Raw genomic sequence first — 19,282 nt, forward strand, 5'->3', positions numbered from 1 at the left:
ACCGTGCAGCCTCCAAAGCCTGCGCCCGTCATGCGGGAGCCGATCACGCCCTCCACCTTCCAGGCTTCCTCCACCAGGGTATCCAGCTCTATGCCCGTCACCTCATAATCATCCCGAAGGGACACATGCGAAGCATTCATCAGCTCTCCAAACCGCTTCACATCGTTATTCTTCAAGGCCGAAACCGCCTGAATGGTGCGCTGGTTTTCATAAACCGCATGCTTTGCCCTTTTTCTTCTCACATCGCTTCCTATGGCATCCTTGTATTTCTCAAAGGTCTCTTCATCCAGATCTCCCAGAGCGTCGATCTTTACCACCTTTTGAAGCTCTGCCAGCGCCGTCTCACATTCGCTTCTGCGCTCGTTGTATTTAGAGTCCCCAAGGCCTCTTTTCTTGTTGCTGCAGGCAATGACGATCTTGGCATTTTCCAGCTTGATGGGCGCATATTCAAAGGACAAATCTGCAGTGTCCAGAAAGATGGCGTGATCCTTTTTGCCCATTGCAATGGCAAACTGATCCATAATGCCGCAGTTTACCTTATTAAAATTATTTTCGGAAAACTGTCCGATCAGGGCCAGGTCCTGATTGCTTACCTCAAAGCCGAAAAAGTCCCGGAGAATAAATCCCGTGAGCACCTCCAGGGAAGCGGAGGAGGAAAGTCCCGATCCGTTTGGAATATTTCCGTTCAAAAGAAGGTCCATGCCAAAGGGAATCTCCATGCCCCTTTCTCCAAAGGCCCACATCACGCCCTTTGGGTAGTTGGTCCAGCCTGCCTCTTTGCTTGGAACCAGATCGTCCAGAGAGGATTCTATCACTCCCAGCTTTTCAAAATTCATGGAGAAAAACCGCAGCTTTCTGTCCTGCCTTTTGCGGGCTGCGCCATAGGTGCCAATGGTCAGCGCACAGGGAAATACATGTCCCCCGTTGTAATCGGTATGCTCTCCGATCAGATTCACTCTTCCCGGCGCAAAATAGGTCTGTACACCCTCTCCATCGCCAAAAACCTCCGCAAATTTCGCCAAAATCGTTTCCTTCATCCTACACCTACACCTTTCCGGCCCAGCCCAAGCGCCAGGCGCTAAGTCTTTCCTTATGTTTTCATTATACAAAAGGCAAAGGGAAATACTACATCATTATGTTTTTTGAACCTGTCAAAATGTTGTATTATGAGAAGCCAGCCCTCATTTTTGCTCCAGAAGCTGGGCGATCAGATGCTCTACCTCCTTAAGCTGCTCCCTTGTGCTCTCTCTGTGGCTTTCCTTCCGGTATCTGGAGGGAGACATTCCCCGCATGGCGTGAAAGGCCTTGGAAAAGACCACCGCATCGCTGTAGCCGCAGGAGAGCGCAATGCTTTCTATGGGATAGTCCGTGGAATCCAAAAGCTCCCTGGCCTTGGTGATGCGGAAGGTGGTAAGAAACTGCTGGGGGGACATGCCCAGGTAGCTTTGAAACAGGGTGTAAAGATAGCTTCTGTTGATACACACATATTCCGCCACGTCCGTGACCTTTATGGGATTACAGTAATTGCTCTGAATAAAGGACACTGCCTTCTTCACATACTGATTTCCCTTGTCCTCCTCCTCCTTGGCCACCACCCCTGCATTTTCGGCAATCACAGACAAGAATACGCCTAACAGGCCGTTGCGCCGCAGATCATCCGCCACGCCAAAGGTATTATGCTCCATCATATCCCGCACAATGGAGTACAGCTCCTCTGACTTATCACAGGCAAAGATAGGGTGCCGTCCCGACAGTCCCATTGCGTTTAAATATTCCTCAGCTCTGCTGCCCGCAAAGCCCACCCACAGATAGCTCCAGGGCTCTCTTTCATCCGCCTGATAAAAGGCCAGCTCATTGGGCTGTATAAGAAAGCCGTAGCCTGCCTCCAGCCGGTATTCCTTATCGTGAAACTTAAAAATACCCTTTCCGCTGAGCACATAATGAATCAGATAGTGAGGCTTGGAGGCCGGTCCGAAGCTGTGCAGGCTCTGGGTTTGAGAACAGCCGCAGCAGTTTACATACAGGCTTCCCACCTTATCATTTTCAAAATCCAGCTTAAACGCCTTCTCCATCAGCGCACCATTTCCTTTTGATCCAGATCCGCCTGTACCCTTTCTAAGTCAGCCCGTATGGAAAGCTTCTGAGGGCAGGCCTGCTCGCATTTCCCGCATTTGACACAGTTTTTGGCCTGTCCTTTTTCCCCGATTTCCACCTCCCAGGCATGCTTTACCATGTTGTAATTCTGATAGATATGGTAGGTGTTCCACGCCTTGAAGCATCCCGGAATATCCACGCCCGCCGGACAGGGCATGCAATAGCGGCAGCCGGTACAGCCGTTGCGCACCCGGCTGTTTAAAATTTCCACCACTTCCTCCACAAGCTGTCTTTCCTCACCCGTCAGGGGATGGAAATCACTGAAGGTGCCCAGATTATCCTCCACCTGCTCCATGGTGGACATACCACTTAGGATTACCTTCACATTGGGCAGACTGCCCACCCAGCGAAACGCATAAGATGCAATGGATGCCTTTTCGTTCTGGCTCTTAAATTTCTCCGTGATGTCCTCCCCAAAGGAAGCCAGGGAGCCTCCCTTCACGGGCTCCATCACCACCATGGGAATCTGCTTTTTCGCCGCAAGCTCATAGCCCTTCAGTCCCGCCTGTTCCCCGGCATCCATATAATTTAACTGAATCTGGCAGAAATCCCAGTCCCTGTCATTCAGAATCTCCTCAAACACCTCATAGCTGTCATGAAAGGAAAATCCCAGATACCTTATTTTCCCCTGGGCCTTTAGCTGCTCCAGCCGCTCTATACAGCCGATTTCCTTCATGGCCTCCCACCGCTCTTTATCAAGGGCGTGCATCAGATAAAAATCAATATGATCCGTCCTGAGCCTGGAAAGCTGCTCCTCAAAAAGCCTGTCAACATCCCCGGTCTCCTTCACCAGCCACACCGGAAGCTTGGTGGCAAGGTAAAAGGAATCCCTGTCATATTTCTGCAGCACCTTTCCCACAAAGGGCTCGCTTTCTTTGTTGTGATAGGGATATGCCGTATCAATGTAATTTACGCCCCCCTTTATGGCTGTATCCAGCAGCTTCTCCGCTTCCTCTTCGTCGATCCTTCCCTCTGCCGTCACCGGAAAGCGCATACAGCCAAAGCCTAACAGCGAGGTTTCAATTCCCAGCTTTTCCAATTTTCTCTTTTCCATCATTTAGCATCTTTCCTTTCATTCTGCCGCGTGAGCGGCTTTGTAATCAAGAATCCCGCCTTAAAGCCCTCATAAGCGAAGGCCTCTTTATACTGTGCAAGCTCAAACAAGGTAATGTCAGGAAAAACCGCTTTTCCAGAGGCCAGCGCTTCCAGGGCCGGAGCAAAGGGACCGCAGCGGCTTCCCACAATACTAATCTCATTTACGGCGATCAGGCTCATGGGAAGGGTGGTTTCTCCGGCATAGGTGCTTTTTAATACAATGGTTCCCTTTTTCCGCACCATTTCAAGGGCCTGCCGGATTCCCGAGGGGGAGCCTGTAGCCTCCACCACGATCTCATAGCCCTCCTTCTCCCATTTGGTGCCCACCTGGGCAAAGGGCTCAAAAAGCTTAAGCTTCTCGGGATGCTTTCCGATGACAGCAACCTCTTTTCCCACTGCGTTCATGGCCTGGGCCACACAGTAGGCAAGCCTGCCGTCCCCGAGAATGGCTACGTTTTTCTCCGGGGTGAGGGTGATCTGGGTCATGATCTCAAAGGCGGCCGCAAGGGGCTCCGTGTAGATGGCCTCCTTCGTGGCAAGCCGGTCTGGCACCACATGAAGCAGCTTTGTGTCAATGGTCATATATTCCCCAAAGCACCCATCCTTTTGGTGCATTCCCAGCACTCTGCGGCTGCTGCAGTGGGTGGGCCTTCCCGTGCGGCAGTAGATACAATGTCCGCAGGAGGCGTTCAGCTCTCCCACCACCCGCTTTCCTGCCAGCTTCGGGTCGGGGGAGCTTTCCACCACTCCCACAAATTCGTGGCCCATGACGCCCTGAAAATCCGGCCTGTAGCCCTTTAAGATTTCCTTGTCCGTGTTGCATACCGCAGCCATCAAAATCCGTACCAGGCTTTCCCCCGATTCTGGGACCGGCATGGGCAGATCCTCCCGATAAGCCGCTTCTTTTCCGTCAAAATAAATTCCTCTCATCTATAACCCTCCTGATCAAATTCCACCCCGAAGGCTTTGCTGTACCCATTTATTTTTTCCAATATCCGCAGGGCCTCCTGTCCCTTTGCAGGGGTTGGCTTAAAGTCGTTTCTGCTGCTTGTGGAGCTGACAGAGCAGGGAATCACCCGCACAGAGGATTCCTCCTGCTTTTGCCCGTCTACAAAGGTAAAGGTCTGCTGAAAGATCATACAGTCCTTATCCGCCGGGTTTCGATTGGCCCCAAAGCAGAAGTTGCCCAGACTGTATACAATGTACTTTCCCTGGTACTCCTCGATTCCCTGAAGCACATGGGGATGGTGTCCCAGCACAAGATCCGCTCCCCAGTCAATACACTTCTTTCCCAGGCTCTTCTGATAGTCCTCCGGCTCATATTCTCCCTCCACGCCCCAGTGGCAGCACACAAGAATCACATCCGCCTTCTGCTCTTTCAGTCCTGCGATTCCCTCCTGTATGGTTTTTTCCACGGCGGCGCCCTGGGAGACCTCATTTACGGACACAATTCCGATCTTAATTCCCTTCACCTCGTAAATACCTGTATTTTCCTCAAAGGCGTAGACGATGCCTTCCTTCTCAAGGGCCGCCACCGTATCATCGCTTCCCTGTGTCCCATAGTCCAGTCTGTGATTGTTTCCCATGCTCACAGCCTCCACGCTGCCCCTTGTGAGAATCCCTGCATAGCCAGGGTCTCCCTTGATGCTGTAGACCTGTCCTTCCCTGGCATTCTCCGAATCTGTCAGCGGCCCCTCCAGATTCACGATGGTCATATCGTCCTGGCTGAAAATATCGTATACATTTTCAAAAAAGTAACTGTCGTCCACTGCCTGATCGTAAGCCTGCCTGAAGGAGTAGCCGTAATCCTGCTCCTTGTGATTGCCCAGGGTCGTATCTCCTGCAGCGGAAATAGTAATGGTAACAGTCCCTTGTTCCACCCCTTCTTCTGTGCTAAGAGAGGTCGTCTCCTGGACGGAAGGCTCTTTGTTTTCCTCTTTGTACTCTTTTTCCCCGCTGTTCTCTTTGTTATCCTCTTCTTTGTCCTCCTGGGCGCCATACCCGCCGATGGGCTGGGCCAGATCCTGATAGCTGACGGCGGGCACCTGAATAGAAAGGTCGTCCCCGCAGGCAATCAGTACTGTCATAACAGCTGTGGGGAGAAGCATCCCCAAAAGCAGTCTCCGTTTTTTTCTATTGCGTGCCATATACTCTCCTCACATCCTGCTCCGCCCCCAAAACGGGCGCGGAAATTCTGCTTATTTTTATTTTAGCACGCCCCCTTTCGCACTACAAGTTGAATGTTTTTTGCCCCTTAAAAAAGTCAATTTTTAAGCTCCTTGAAGGAAACGTGGAAATATTATATAGTGTTTTTAAAGCAATGGGCCGGTAGGGCACACGGTCAGTGAGGAAGCGTAAAAAGCGAAAGGAGCCTGTTATGGAACACGGAAAAAATAAAATTCTTGTGGCCGACGACGACAAGGAAATCAGAGATATCTTATCTATGCTTTTGACACAGGAGGGCTATGAGGTTGTGCTGGCAAGGGACGGCAGAGAGGTTTTGGAGAAAGCGGAGGAATCCATTGACTTATATCTTCTGGACGTAAGTATGCCTGCCATGTCCGGATTTTCCGCCGGCACACAGCTGAGAAAGCGCTTTATGGCCCCGATCATTTTTCTGACGGCGTATTCCGAGGAATCTGACAAAGTGCTGGGGTTTTCGGCCGGTGCAGATGATTATGTGACAAAGCCCTTTTCCAATGCGGAGCTTCTCATACGGATCAAATCTCTGCTGCGCAGAGTCCAGCAATACTCTCTTCCAAGCCCAGAGGCTTCGGGGAATCGGACGGGTCATTCTGGCAAAATTTTCTTTCGTGATCTTGTGATCGATCAGGAAAGCCAATCTGTGACCAAAGGCGGGGAGCTTATTGTTCTCACCTACACGGAATTCAAAATACTGGAGCTTTTGGCCCTTCACCCCGGAAAGCTTTTTTCTCTTGATAATATTTACCAAAGCGTGTGGCAGGAGCAGGCAGTGGGAGATGAAACCATTATGGTGCATATTAAAAATATCAGGAATAAATTGGGAGACAATTCCAGAAGTCCCCAATATATCAAAACTGCCTGGGGAAAGGGATACTATGTGGAATAAAGCAGAACCCTCCAAAAAAAGAAAGAAATTAAAGACGGAACTGGTGGAGCTGATCTGTGCCAGCTTTTTGATATCCGCCTTTTTCTACCTGTTTTTAAGCTATACCTCCGAATCCCTTGCGGACACCTATCTGAGCGCCAATGAAATTGTCTTAGATTTGGCGACCCGGGACGTTCTGGCGGCCTGGATGAAAACAGTCTGCTTTTTTGCCTGCATCATTATTTTTATTGTAATTTTCCTGGTATTGTTTGGGCAGAAAATTGCATATCTCCTTACTATCATCGATGGAATTGAGCGGCTTCGGGAAGCAGAAATGGATTTTGAGATTGCGCTGGAGGGCAATGATGAGCTGACGCAGCTGGCGGAAAGCATTAATTTCCTCTCCCGTTCCCAAAGAGAGCTCCAAGAGAAGGAGCAGGCCTTTCACAAGGAGCGAGAGGAGCTGATCCACAGTCTCTCCCACGATATACGCACACCGCTGACTTCCATACTTTCCTATTCTGAATATATGGAAAGCAGGGATACACTGACAGAGGAAAATTTCCGTGAATATCTTGCGCTGGTGAGAAAAAAGGCAGAGCAGATCAAGACCCTTTCGGAGCTGCTTTTGGGGAAAGAAAGAAGGAGACCGGAAAAAATAGAAAATGGCCTTCTTTTCCTGGAGCAGCTTGCGGCAGAATGGTCTGAAGGCCTGGAAGAAGACTTTGTATGCCAGACCGATTTAAGCCAGTGCCAAAATTTTCAGGCATATTTGGATATCAATGAAATGAAGCGGATTTTCGACAATCTTCTCTCCAATGTGGAAAAGTATGCGGACCCCGCAGACCGGGTGTTCCTCCTGATACGAACCAAAGATGGGCTTCTCACCCTCATTCAGCGCAACAAAAAAAGCAAAATCCCCCATCAGGGAGAAAGCTTGAAGCTGGGGCTCAAAAGCATTCAGGGAATCGCCAGAGCTTACGGAGGTTCCATGGAAATCAGGGAGGATGCAGACAATTTTGAAATTACCATACAAATCCCTCTGCGGCAGGAGCTTTAGAATTCTTCAGAATTTTCTTTTAAATTTCTTCAAGTCTTTAAGGTATCCTATTGGTATCAAAAGAGAAGCGAGGAAACAAAATGTTAGGACTTTATTTTTTAATGTTTGTGGCAATGAGTGTCATCAGTATTTTGGGGATATTGCTTTTATTTCTTTTAAAGAGTGAGCAAGGGAAAAAGGCTGTCTTTTATTTTCTGGTCTTTTGGGGCATGGCGATAGCGGTGCTTGGCGCCACGAGCCTTCCCTCCAATTATATTGCAGAGCAGCTGATTTCCTGGGCCTTTGGTATTTTAAGCATAGCGGCCCTGCTGATCCGGCTTCGCGCCAAAGAAAAGAGCCTCTGCCTGACGGCGCATATTCTGGCGTCCATCTCCGTGGCTGCCGGAATGCTCAAGCTCTTTTTCTTCTAGCACACAGCCCCCTGAAAACCCTTGGCATCCTGGGTTTTCAGGGGGCTGCAGAGCATCCCGGATTATGCTGCTACATCCGTATTCCGATAAACAGACAGATACAGGCCAAGCAAGGTATAGCAGACAGCGTTTGCCGTCCATCCCGGAAACAGGAAGGGAATCACTGCCTCGCTATAGGGTATCAGGCCAAGATTGCACAAAATATGAAGCACAGTGGGCAGAAACAGCCCAAGAAGGCAGGCTGCTCCCAGTATCCCGCCAAATACATTTTTCTGTTTTTTCACCCCGGACGCCATCTGTACAAACATGACTGCCAGTCCGGCCACCGCAAAAGCCGCCGCCACAATTCCAAATCTTTCTAACAGCAGAAGAAAAGCCAGGGCTCCCTCCCAGGGAAAGGATATGCCCTTTCCTCCCACCATCTGCAGATTCTGCAGAATCTGGCGTATTCCCTCCACAATGTAGGAGCTCTCCCAGCCCCCATTCCATAGGGCCTCCAGCCTGGCTGCCTGATAGGCATTTCCCTGTTTCAAAATGTACCAGGCAAAAGCACAGACGCCCCCTCCTGCCGTTAAAAGCAAAGTCCCAAAGCCGGAAAAGGGTGAAATTTCAAACCATCCCTTTGCCACACAGAAGGAAAGCAGCAGGATGCCTGCAATCCCCATTGTCAGCACCGAAAAGAACCGGCCGGTACAAAAAAGGAAAACCAGCGCTCCCGCCGCCAGCCATGCAAGGCACAATAACAGGCCAGGCAGACGCTTTTTCCGGTAATGATAAATGACGCCCCCATAAGCCGGAAGAAAAAGAGCAAGCAGCAGATACTGGATGAGTTCTGCCCCTCCCTCTCTTCCTGCAATTCGTTCCAGCGGAAGCATAGCAGTTAAGAGAAACACAATCCATACCGTCAAGGGTCTTTTGCAAAGCCAGGTATAATCCACAAACAAAATTCCCGTCATAAGAAGTACTCCCAAAAGCGCAGGAAGTGCGGTGAAGGCCGCGCCCCTTAAGGTCCATTCCCCATTTCCCTGGGCCATAACCAGCATATTCTGCAAAAAGCAGGCAGCCGGGGAAAAGATGCCCACCAGCGCAAGCACCTTTACATCCATTCTGGGTCTGTGGATGCGATCCATCTCTCTGCCCCCCTCCCCCGCATCCCCCATCTGTCTCACCGCCGCAAGCTCTGCCGAAGCCTCATCCATTCCCGTCTCCACATAGGCCTGCTTTTGATCCGCAATATGGTCTGCAAGCTCCTTTGCCACCATCGCCCGGGCCCTTTTACAGCGCATCTGTGCTGTGACCACAGCTATATATTCAGACAAATCCATAGCCGCCACCTCCGATGACTCCCCTGACTCCCCGGGAATATTCCTCCCATTCCTTTTGCTTGGCCAAAGACAGCTTTTTCCCCTCTTTGGTAATGCTGTAATACTTTCTGGTCTTTCCCCCAGCTTCCCTTTCGTAGGATTTTACAAGTCCCCTGCTTTCCATGGCATGCAGCAAGGGATACAGGGTGCCCGCCTTTAATTCAAAAACATTCTCAGAACGTTCTCTTAAGGTCTCTATCATTTCATACCCATATAAATCCTTTTCCTCCAGCAGCTTTAAAAGCAGCATAGTCATACTTCCTGAAACAAGACTTTTGTCAACCGCCATTTTTCTTCTTCCTTTCCTGTTTTTTAATAATAGGCGTTTACGAAACTCGCAGACAAAGTCACGAACCTGTTCATAATAACCAAAAACGGGTTCCGAAGCAGTAGCTAGTCACCCTTATTTTGGTTATTACGCCCAGTTTCTGATACCAGAGAGCGAGTTTCGCAATTACCTATTTTTGATCATCATTTTTTACATAGATAGGCTGCCTATATACTACTTACAGTATATATAGGCAGCCTATCTATGTCAAGTACCTCTATTCCATTTTTACAAGCTGTTACAGCCGCTTTCTTCAGACAATTCCCTTCTCTGTGCGTATTACCTTCTCTTCAAAAGCCTTCTCTCAATGGCCTGATACAAAACCATCACAAGGACAGCCTCCGCCACAATTCCAAATGTACAGAGGCTGCTGATGATTCCCTGTGTGGTGGCCATAAAATAAATGGTGATTTCCGCAGCTATGCCAAAGCCAATAATCAACGCCCCGCAGAGACGATTGTATTTCTTTACGTCGGTCACCTGAATGGGCCGCTTGTTAAACACCTTATTTCGTTCCTGTGCGCAAAAGGTTCTGACACCCAGCATGAGGCAGATCAGCCCTACAAACACAAATAAAATGGTGGCCATCCTCCGATTCCTCCCTTACTGTGCGGTCTCGCCGTATATATTTTCCCGAAGATAGGCCTTGTTGGCCTCAAAGTCCACCTCCAAAACTGCCATCTGCCGAATCGTGGCGTTGGAGTAGGTTCCCTCTAAGGGAATGCTGTTTTGTATGATATCGTAGCTTAAAAGCTTATACGCCATAAGGCTTAAGCGGAAGCATTCTCCCTGGGTCAGATTGGTTGTGAGATTGGGCATCAGACCGCCCATCAATTCACCGGGATTGGTCAAAAGGGCGGAGGGAAGCTTCCCAATCACTGCGGAAAGCACCTTTCTTTGTCTCTCCGTTCTCCCAAAGTCCGTTCCCAGATATCTGTTTCTGCAATAGGCCAGAGCCTGTGGCCCGTTTAAATGCACCAGCCCGCTCTGAGAGGTATCCATGTAATCCGTTCCCTCCGGACGGCCTAACAGCATATTATATTCCACCAGATAGCCGTTTACATATTCGATCTCTTCGCTGGTCAGCTCCAGGTCCACACCTCCCACAGCATCCACCAGGTTTGCAAAAGCTTCAAAATTTACCAGCACATAGCGGTTCACGGTAATGTCGAAATTCTGCTCGATGGTCTCCATGAGAAGCTCCGCCCCTCCAAAGGAATAAGCCGCGTTGAGCCGGTTATTGTCATGTCCCGGAATTTCCACATACATATCACGAAGCAGAGAGGTCATATAAATCTTCTTTGTCTTGTTGCTGATAGAAAGCAGAATCATGGCGTCCGAGCGTCCGTCCTCGCCGTTTTCCCGGGAATCATTTCCAATCAGCAGAATATTGACTACCCCTTCCTCCTTCATGGGCTGTGCAGACACCGATTCTACGGGCTCATAGTTCATCTGGGCATAAACCGCTCCCACCGCCAGATATAAGCCTCCTGCCAGAAAAACCAGAAGCACCGCAACGGTAATCAGGAATTTCTTAAGACCTGACCTTTTCTTTTTTCTCTTTTTCTGCTTTCTCTCTGCGGGCTGTGAGGCTTTGCCCTTTGTTTCCGCTGCCGCCTCTTTTTTGCGGGAGTTCTTTCCTGCTGCTTTGACGTTCTTTCCCCCGGATGTCTTGGAGCCTTTTTTCCCCTGACCTGCAGCTCTCTGGCGCGTATCCCGGGAATAGGTTTGTGTCTTTCTTTCTCTTACAGGCTCCCCGCTGTCCCAGTCCTCAAAATAATCCTCTGTGTTTCTTCTGTTGTCCTGTCTCCTGCCTCTGCCTGACGAACCGATAATATCAATCTCCTTTTCCTGGTTTTCTTCTTCTCCTATGGTAAAAAGCTGGGGCTCTCTGCTTGTGCCGCCCGTCTCTTTTTCATCCTGCATTTCCTTAAGCTCCTGCTGCAGAAACGCCTCCAGCCCTTTTTGAATCTGTTCCATCTCATTTATGGAATCTCTGCCTGAATCCTTGTTTGTAAAATCCCTGCTCATCCTATCATCCTTTTTATGCTGAGAAAGGCTGCAGAAGCCAAAAAGGCCTCCTGCAGCCGGTTTTCTTTTCTGGCAATGCCTTCTGCGTCTTTAAGAATAACACATCTTTTCCGCTTCGTCACCAGACAAGTAATTAAAATTTTTTAAATTTTAGGCAAAGCTTTTGTCTTACCCAGAAGAAGCTTCTAGTTTCCCAGATCAGTCCCATTGGAAGCGATAACCCTTTGATACCAGAAAAAGGAGTCCTTTCTTTTGCGCTGCAGGCTTCCGGTTCCATCATCATTTTTGTCAACATACACAAAGCCGTAGCGCTTTCTCATGACTCCCGTCCCAACGCTGACAATATCGATACAGCCCCAGGGCGTATATCCGATCAAATCCACTCCATCCTCATGGATTGCCTGGGCCATAGCGGCAATATGCTCTCTGAAGTAAGCAATATGAGCCCTGTCGTGAATTTTCCCGTCAGGGCTCTCAGCATCACGGACTGCCAGGCCGTTTTCCACCACAAACAATGGCAGACCGTATCTGTCCGTAAACTCATTGAGCACCTTTCTAAGGCCTGTGGCATCTATCTGCCAGCCCCATTCCCCCTTTTCCAAATAGGGATTTACAATAGCGGTGTATTCATCACCCTGATATTTACAGATATTGGGGTCTGCGGAGACACAGCTGCTGGAATAATAGCTAAATCCGATAAAATCCACGGTTCCTTCCCGCAGGATTTCCGCATCCCCCTTTTCACGATCCAGAACAATCTGCTGCCTTTCATATTCCTTTTGCTTCCACGCCGGGTATCGGCCCCTGCACTGGACGTCACAGTAAAAATACATGCTTCTTTCTTCTTCCATCACCAAAATACTGTCCTTGGGATTTACAGAAAAAGGATATACCGCCCGGGCGGCGATCATGGTTCCCACCTTCATCCCAGGGTTGATCTGATGAGCAAGCTTTACCGCTTGGGCGCTTGATACAAGCTGGTGGTAGGCTGCCTGGGCCCTGGATTTTGCATCCGTGGCAAAAAGGGCTCCGCAATACATGGGCAGCCTGTCCAGGTTATTGATCTCGTTGAAGGTCATCCAGTATTTTACCTTATTCTGATAGCGCTCAAAAACAGTCTTACAGTATCTTACATAGGCATTGGCTACCTTTCTGGAGGACCACCCCCCATATTTGTTTGCCAGCTCCAGGGGCGTATCCCAGTGATAAAGGGTTACCACTGGCTCTATCCCGTATCTGCGGCATTCGTCGAAAACTTTGTCGTAAAACGCCAGACCCCTCTCATTGGGGCAGGCATCCTCTCCTGTGGGGAAAATCCTGGGCCAGCTGATGGACATGCGGTAACAGCGAAATCCCATTTCAGCCATCAGGGCAATATCCTCCTTATAATGGTGATAAAAGTCCGTGGCCTCATGGGTGGGGTAATATTCCTCTGGAAAGCACCTTAATACAGCCCCTTGTGGGATATCACAGGAAGGAGAAATCTCCCTGCTTCCCCTTTCGCCATCCGGCAGCAGATAGGTAATGCGTCTTGGAAGCTTTCTATCTATATCTGCGCTGGTGATCACATCTGCGGTGGAAAGTCCCTTCCCATCTTCGTTATAGGCTCCTTCATACTGTGGGGCGGAGGTGGCCCCGCCCCACAGAAACCCCTCTGGGAAGGGAAGCGCCTGCCCTTTCCTAAAATCCTTCATGAAGCTATTCCTCCTCTTTCAACAGCAGGATAACCGTCAGGTCATTCATGCTGATATTCTGCTCAATAGAGATGCCGCAGCCTGTCTGCCACAGGGCCTGGCTTGTATTATGGGTGCGCAAGGCTTGTTTTCCGTCAATTCCTAAGCGTTTCATTTCCTTTATAGTGTCTCCGTCCACAATAGCGCCTCCAAGGCATACGGGCGCTCCCGCAATCCTTAAGCCCCCAGGGCCGTCTGTGCCGTCCGTGTCCACAGAGGCAATGATAATCCGTCTGCTGCCCTCAATTTTTCCTGCCGCTGCCAGGGCGTATTCCTGATTGCGCCCGCCCACGCCAGGACATTTATCCGCTGTGACAATCATTTCTCCTGTGGAGATCAGTGCGGCCGGGGACTGCACCGGTTCCCCGTTTTTTTCCATGCAGGCAGCGATGGAACCTGCCATATAGCCCGCCTGACTGGCTTCCACATCAACAGCTTCCGACAGAAGCACTGCGTGGAACCCAAGCTCCCTTGCTCTTTCTCGGGCTGCCAGAAGAAAGTGGAATTTTTCAGGCATTACGCCGAACATTCTGAACCTGCTTTTTTGAAATTCTTCATATTTTACCGTTTCACAGGCGGGGTCTGCCTTCAGCAGAAAATCTCTTATAGACTTAGGGCAGCCCTCCCAGGCGTCATATTTGCGCAGCGCTTCCACCGCATCCTCAAAGGTAGTGCAGTCCGGCAGATTGTGCAGCCAGTTATTGTGCCTCATAATATAGTCATAATCCCTTCTGGGCTCCTCGATCTGATGATGGTTTGCGTCCGCTATCACCAGATGAATCAGCTGCGCAGCGGCAAAGGCCCTGGAAATTCTCCCTCCCTTGAGCTGATCAATATGGTTTCGCACTGCATTTAAGTGGATGGTCTTGGCTCCCTTTTCAATCTGCATATAACGGACAAGCTCCATGGCGTCCTCAAGGGGAATCTCCTCATAGGGCAGCGTAAGCAGTGCGCTTGCACCGTTGGCTATGATGGTAATCACCAGGTCTTTGTCCGTTACCTTCCGCGACAGCTCCAAAATTTTTTTTGAGCCGGCCACAGAATTTTCATCCGGCACTGGATGCGCGCCAAAGGTGACATTGATTTTTTTGAGATCAGGCTTATCCCCGTATTTGCAGATCAATTCTCCCCCTGTCAGTCTGTCTCCCAAGATTTCTTCCACTGCCTTTGCTGCCCTGTGGGAGCCCTTTCCCGCTCCCACCACATAGATATTTTCAATTTTCTCCAGATCATAGCAGGAAATGCCGCTTTTAGGATCCCCCTCGGCCTCAAAATCCACATCTCCCACATATAAAAGCTCCTTCTGCCTGCGAAACAGCTTTTTCGTGTTGAAATAAGGGTCTGCAGCGCAAAGCCCTGCCTCCAATATTTCCAGCATCTTTTCTCTTCCGGCTCGATTTCCATGTGAGATAATTTGCTCCCGGTTTAAAATGCGCATTTATGTAACCTCCGTCTCTCATCCGTTCACAATGTGGGCGCAATGTCCCGATGTCAGATATTCACAGATTTCGTCCACAGCCATCCGCGCCGTTCTTTCATTTGATTCCTGGGTGTTAAAGGAAACATGGGGGGACAAAATTACCTGTTCCATCCTAAAAAGCGGATTGTCAGGAGCAGAAGGCTCCTGCTCCAGCACATCCAGTCCCGCTCCTGCAAGCTGCCCCTCCCTCAATCCCCAGATCAAATCTCCTTCCTTTACCACGCCCCCTCTGCAGGTGTTGATCAGGTATGCCGTGGGCTTCATAAGCTTTAGAAATTCCTTGTCAATCATGCCCCGTGTGCTGGGCGTTATGGGTACATGCAGGGAAATAAAATCCGATTCCCGGGCAAGGGTTGGCAAATCCGCCCTCTGGACATCGTATTTTTCCAGGATGTCATCCTTTACATAATCGTCCATCACCAGTACTCTGCAGCCAAAGCCGGACAAATATCTTCTTAAAATCCTGGCAATATGGCCAAACCCGATTAACCCCACCGTTTTACCCTCCAGCTCATGGGTGACAATCTCCGATTTCTCCCAGCAGTTTCTTCTTGTCTGGGTGTCATAGCGGCAGACGCTGCGCCCAAGAGCCAGCATCATCATAATAGCCTGGTCAGCCACCCCTGCAGAGTTAGAGCCCGGAGTATTTGCTACGGCAATCTTATATTTTTTTGCACTTTCACAGTCTATCTGGTCATAGCCCACCCCAAAACGGGTAATAATTTTAAGCGGTCCACTCAAGGCTTTCAGTATTTCCTCATTATAAAATTCACCGCCCGCCAGAATGGCGGGATACCCCTTCACCTTACGCTCAAACTCCTCTCTGGTGTTTTCCCTTATGGTTATCTTTTCCGCTTCCAGGCCCTTTTGCGCCGCATACTGCCTGATATAATCAAATACCTCTCCCGAAGTGACCGCAATGCGATGATCCATCCAAAACCCCTCCTTGCCAGATTTAGTTTGACCCAGCCGCCCTGTGCTGGGAAGCCACAAAGCCCCTGTGGCTTGCCGCACAACAGCCTGACAGCTTTTCCCGAATCATCACGGAGGTCTCTAAAAGCTTCTCCAGGTTGATTCCTGTTTTCACTCCCATATCCTCCAGCATGCCCACCATATCCTCTGTGGCAATATTGCCCGTGGCTCCCGGCGTGAAGGGACAGCCTCCGATTCCGCCACATGCCGCATCAAAGGTATCCGCCCCAAGCTCCAGGGCGGCAAGCACATTTGCAAGCCCCATGCCATAGGTGTCGTGCAGATGAAGAGAGGGCAGCGCAACTCCCGGAAGGGCGCGTCTGCATTCCAATAATAACGCCCTGATCATTGCGGGGTTGGCCGTTCCCGTAGTGTCACAGACGGAAATTTCATCCGCCCCCAGTTCCAGCGCTCTTGACAGGATGCTGACTGCCTGCCCTGGATCCACAGGCCCTGTAAAGGGGCATACAAAGGAACAGGCCTGGCCAAACAATAGCTTTGCATCTCCCTTGATGGCCACCAGCTCCTTCATTTCCTCAAGGGTCTGGTCTATGGTTCTTTTGGTGTTTTCCAGATTGTGCCTGTCCGTTGCCGAGCACACCCAGGCGATATGCTTTGCCCCAAGCTTTAGGGCACGCTTTGCCCCGTACAGATTGGGAACCAGTACAAGGCCGTCCACATTTTCCGGCGCCGTCTCCTTAAAATGAGCAAACACCTCATCTGCATCCTTCATCTGAGGCACAAACTTGGGATGTACAAAGGACGTCACATCCATACGGGTAATGCCGCAGTCTATCAGCGCATCCATAATTTCCATTTTTACCTCTGTTGGAATCCACTCCTTCACCGACTGAAATCCGTCTCTGGTGGATACCTCTGTGATTCTTACCATTTCCATACCTCCTATGCATCACTTTGTCCGCCTATCCGGACGTAATAAATTTATCTAAATCTCGCAATTTGCCTTCATCTGCTTTATTTCTTCCCCACTGTAGCCAAGCTGTGTCAGGATTTCTTCGTTGTGCTGGCCAAGCAGGGGAGAGGGAATCCTCAAATCGGAAGGGGTTCCCGACATTTTAATGGCGTTATTTGTTATTTTCACCTTCCCCGCAACGGGATGCTCCATCTCAATAAACATGTTGCGTGCCTTTGCCATCTGGGGATGCTCCACCACCTGGTCAATGGAGAGGATTTCCGCAACAGCCATCTTTTTGCTGCCCAGCAGATCTATCACCTCCCTGGTGGTCTTTTGCTTGGTCCAGTTTTCTATGATCCCCTGAATAAATTCATGGTTCTCCAGACGGCTCGCAATAGACACGGTTCTTGCATCCTCAATCAGCTCAGGGGTTCCCATAAACTCACACAGGCATGCCCAGTGCTGATCCGTGTTTGCGGAAAAGGCAACGTATCCGTCTATGGTCTGGAACGCGTCATAGGGATAGAGATTTTCGTATCGGTTTCCCGTCCGGTGGGGAAGCAGATTTCCATTGAGATAACGCATATTTAATGTGATCAGCGAAGAAACCATAGCGTCCACCAAAGACACGTCCACCATTTGCCCTTCCCCCGTAAAATCCCGGTTGTGCAGCGCGGCAAGAATACCAATGGCACAGTTTAGGCCGGCTTCCGTGTCCCCTATGGGTGCGCCGCACCTGGTTGGCGGGGAGTAGGGCCATCCTGTGCAGCTCATGATGCCGGACATAGCCTGTCCGATAATGTCATAGCCTGCGTATTCCCGGAGAGGGCCCGTCTGTCCAAAGCCTGAAATGGCTCCGTAAATGATTCCCTTGTTCACCTTTTTGAGCTCCTCATACCCAAGCCCAAGCCGGTCCATCACACCAGGACGGAAATTTTCCAAAACCACATCTGCAGTTTTTACCAGCTTTAGAAAAATTTCTTTCCCTCTTTTTGTCTTAAGATTGATTGTCATACCTCTTTTATTTCGGTTCACCGCCATAAAATAGCCGCTCTGTCCATTTACCTGGGGCGTATTTCCTCTCACGGAGTCCCCTCCGTCTGGATTTTCAATTTTAATTACATTTGCCCCTAGATCTGCAAGAATCATTCCGCAGTAGGGTCCTGACAAAACCCTTGTCAGATCCAGCACCGTAATATCTTCCAAAGCTCTTCTCATGTAAATCTCCATTCCGCCGCCTTTTGCGGCACAAAAATTTTAACCCTTCACCGCTCCTGTCATCATTCCCCCGATAATCTGTTTCTGGGCCACTATGTATATCACCATAATAGGAAGCATTGACAGCACCACCGCCGTAAAAAGCATGGTATACTGGGTATAGCTCTCCTGCTTGAAGGCGTATTGGAATAAGGGGAGCGTACGCCATGCCCTGGATTTTGCCAATATCAAGGAGGGAGCAAAATAATCGTTCCAGACCCATAGACCGTTCTTTATGATCATAGTGGCTATGATGGGCTTCATTAGGGGGTATACAATATGGAAAAATACCTTCCTTGTGCTTGCTCCGTCAATATAGGCCGCCTCCTCCAGCTCATCCGATATGGAGGCCAGATAGCCGCTGATCAAAAATACGCCCTCGCAGGTCTGTATGCCCAGATAATAAAAAATGAGTCCCAGCCGGTTTGTCATTTCCATGGTGTTTAACAGCTTTATCATGGGAAACATCTTTACCTGAAAGGGGATAAAAATTCCCACAATGGCATAGAAATACAGGAATTTGTAATATCTGCTGCTGTGCATCCGCCGGGCGATAGGGTAGGAAAACATAGGAAGAAACACAATCTCCGCTGCCAGCACCACCCCTGTGATCACCACTGTGTTTTTCAGGGCCGTAAAATATTCCCCCTCCGTAAGAATTTCCACATAGGTTGCCAGAGTAGGGTTTGAAGGCAGTGAAAAAAAGTGTGCCATCATTTCCCCGTCCGTCTTAAGTGTTGACACTATTGTCAGATAAATGGGAAGTGCAATGACCAAAGCCCCCAGACTTAAGATTGTATACAAAAGGAGCTTATATCCTCTTTTCAGTTTCATTCATACACCCTCTTTCTGTTTGTGATCTTAATCTGTATAAAGGAAAGTATGATAATCACCAGGGCTACAATAATAGACATGGCGATTGCCAGACTGTATTTCATATCCTCAAATCCCATGCGGTATAAGGTCATGGTAATGGATTCTGTGGCCCCGGCAGGGCCTCCTCCGGTAAGGACAAGCACATAATCATAGATCATCAGCCCTTCCTTCAGCGCCAGCACCAGCACCACGCTGAGAGTGGGCAGAATAAAGGGAAGAGTGATATGACGGAATTGCTGGAAGCGTCCCGCTCCGTCGAGATTCGCCGATTCCAGCAGCTCGGCCGGTACAGTCTGCAGGCCTGAAAGAACCAGCACAGTGGGAATGGAGCAGCTCTTCCACACATTCACCATAAGGATGCCGAACACAGCCGTTTTATTGGAGGATAAAATATTGTGTGTGAAAGCCTCTATTCCCAGCAGGTTTCCGATTTCCGGAAAACCAAAGTAAAATATTTTGTCAAAAATCAGTCCCACGCTGATCATGCAAAGCACTGCTGGAAAAAAGTAAATAGTCTTAAAAAAGCTTTGTCCCCT

Annotated in this window: 19 protein-coding genes; 3 read left to right on the top strand and 16 right to left on the bottom strand. The window is 49.6% G+C overall.

Annotation, left to right across the window (positions count from 1 at the left end; translation table 11 throughout):
- From AC1WIP_RS01445 to AC1WIP_RS01465, 5 genes are all read right to left on the bottom strand, one after another.
- The coding region (locus AC1WIP_RS01445) for a galactokinase (protein WP_481140139.1) at positions 1 to 1,037 on the bottom strand (1,037 nt) is incomplete at its 3' end.
- Positions 1,038 to 1,181: 144 nt separating this feature from the next.
- Positions 1,182 to 2,072, bottom strand: coding sequence for an AraC family ligand binding domain-containing protein (locus AC1WIP_RS01450; RefSeq protein WP_481140140.1), 891 nt, complete (start codon positions 2,070 to 2,072; stop codon positions 1,182 to 1,184).
- Positions 2,072 to 3,208, bottom strand: coding sequence for an aldo/keto reductase (locus AC1WIP_RS01455; protein WP_481140157.1), 1,137 nt, complete (start codon positions 3,206 to 3,208; stop codon positions 2,072 to 2,074). Before AC1WIP_RS01455 ends, AC1WIP_RS01450 begins: the two co-directional genes overlap by 1 nt.
- On the bottom strand, positions 3,208 to 4,179 hold the full coding sequence (locus tag AC1WIP_RS01460) for an MDR/zinc-dependent alcohol dehydrogenase-like family protein (RefSeq protein ID WP_481140141.1): 972 nt from the start codon (positions 4,177 to 4,179) through the stop codon (positions 3,208 to 3,210). Before AC1WIP_RS01460 ends, AC1WIP_RS01455 begins: the two co-directional genes overlap by 1 nt.
- Positions 4,176 to 5,396, bottom strand: a complete 1,221-nt coding sequence (locus tag AC1WIP_RS01465) for a CapA family protein (RefSeq protein WP_481140142.1) — start codon at positions 5,394 to 5,396, stop codon at positions 4,176 to 4,178. Before AC1WIP_RS01465 ends, AC1WIP_RS01460 begins: the two co-directional genes overlap by 4 nt.
- Positions 5,397 to 5,626: 230 nt before the next feature.
- Here AC1WIP_RS01465 and AC1WIP_RS01470 point away from each other — a divergent pair, with 230 nt between their 5' ends.
- The 3 genes from AC1WIP_RS01470 to AC1WIP_RS01480 all read left to right on the top strand — a co-directional run bounded on the left by AC1WIP_RS01470 (position 5,627) and on the right by AC1WIP_RS01480 (position 7,789).
- Complete coding sequence (locus tag AC1WIP_RS01470; protein WP_481140143.1) at positions 5,627 to 6,340, top strand: response regulator transcription factor; 714 nt, start codon at positions 5,627 to 5,629, stop codon at positions 6,338 to 6,340.
- The gene (locus tag AC1WIP_RS01475) at positions 6,330 to 7,379 is read left to right on the top strand and encodes a sensor histidine kinase (RefSeq protein ID WP_481140144.1); all 1,050 of its coding nucleotides are present in this window, start codon (positions 6,330 to 6,332) and stop codon (positions 7,377 to 7,379) included. The genes AC1WIP_RS01470 and AC1WIP_RS01475 overlap by 11 nt, the downstream gene beginning before the upstream one ends.
- An 80-nt stretch (positions 7,380 to 7,459) precedes the next feature.
- Positions 7,460 to 7,789 (top strand): hypothetical protein, encoded by a 330-nt coding sequence (locus AC1WIP_RS01480; RefSeq protein WP_481140145.1) that lies wholly within the window; start codon positions 7,460 to 7,462, stop codon positions 7,787 to 7,789.
- Positions 7,790 to 7,851: 62 nt separating this feature from the next.
- On the opposite strand, the gene AC1WIP_RS01485 is transcribed toward AC1WIP_RS01480, so the two are convergent.
- The 11 genes from AC1WIP_RS01485 to AC1WIP_RS01535 all read right to left on the bottom strand — a co-directional run.
- Complete coding sequence (locus AC1WIP_RS01485) at positions 7,852 to 9,114, bottom strand: permease prefix domain 1-containing protein (protein WP_481140146.1); 1,263 nt, start codon at positions 9,112 to 9,114, stop codon at positions 7,852 to 7,854.
- Positions 9,101 to 9,442, bottom strand: a complete 342-nt coding sequence (locus tag AC1WIP_RS01490; RefSeq protein ID WP_481140147.1) for a PadR family transcriptional regulator — start codon at positions 9,440 to 9,442, stop codon at positions 9,101 to 9,103. The genes AC1WIP_RS01485 and AC1WIP_RS01490 overlap by 14 nt, the downstream gene beginning before the upstream one ends.
- A 318-nt stretch (positions 9,443 to 9,760) precedes the next feature.
- Positions 9,761 to 10,069, bottom strand: coding sequence for a hypothetical protein (locus AC1WIP_RS01495; protein ID WP_481140148.1), 309 nt, complete (start codon positions 10,067 to 10,069; stop codon positions 9,761 to 9,763).
- A 15-nt stretch (positions 10,070 to 10,084) separates the two neighbouring features.
- Entirely contained in the window at positions 10,085 to 11,512 is a 1,428-nt protein-coding gene (locus AC1WIP_RS01500; RefSeq protein WP_481140149.1) for an LCP family protein, read from the bottom strand.
- Positions 11,513 to 11,697: 185 nt separating this feature from the next.
- A complete protein-coding gene (locus AC1WIP_RS01505) occupies positions 11,698 to 13,206 on the bottom strand; it encodes a glycoside hydrolase family 1 protein (RefSeq protein ID WP_481140150.1) in 1,509 nt (502 codons plus the stop codon).
- Positions 13,207 to 13,210: 4 nt separating this feature from the next.
- A complete protein-coding gene (locus AC1WIP_RS01510; protein WP_481140151.1) occupies positions 13,211 to 14,623 on the bottom strand; it encodes a glycerate kinase type-2 family protein in 1,413 nt (470 codons plus the stop codon).
- A gap of 78 nt (positions 14,624 to 14,701) precedes the next feature.
- A complete protein-coding gene (locus AC1WIP_RS01515; RefSeq protein WP_481140152.1) occupies positions 14,702 to 15,658 on the bottom strand; it encodes a phosphoglycerate dehydrogenase in 957 nt (318 codons plus the stop codon).
- A gap of 22 nt (positions 15,659 to 15,680) precedes the next feature.
- Complete coding sequence (locus AC1WIP_RS01520) at positions 15,681 to 16,589, bottom strand: hydroxymethylglutaryl-CoA lyase (RefSeq protein WP_481140153.1); 909 nt, start codon at positions 16,587 to 16,589, stop codon at positions 15,681 to 15,683.
- 54 nt (positions 16,590 to 16,643) lie between these two features.
- Positions 16,644 to 17,831 (bottom strand): CaiB/BaiF CoA transferase family protein, encoded by a 1,188-nt coding sequence (locus tag AC1WIP_RS01525; RefSeq protein WP_481140154.1) that lies wholly within the window; start codon positions 17,829 to 17,831, stop codon positions 16,644 to 16,646.
- Between the two features lie 39 nt (positions 17,832 to 17,870).
- On the bottom strand, positions 17,871 to 18,704 hold the full coding sequence (locus AC1WIP_RS01530; protein WP_481140155.1) for a carbohydrate ABC transporter permease: 834 nt from the start codon (positions 18,702 to 18,704) through the stop codon (positions 17,871 to 17,873).
- Positions 18,701 to 19,282, bottom strand: a 582-nt coding sequence (locus AC1WIP_RS01535) for a carbohydrate ABC transporter permease (RefSeq protein ID WP_481140156.1), incomplete at its 5' end; no start/stop codon positions are given. The genes AC1WIP_RS01535 and AC1WIP_RS01530, both read right to left, overlap by 4 nt.

It is taken from the genome of Acetatifactor sp. (assembly GCF_982438285.1).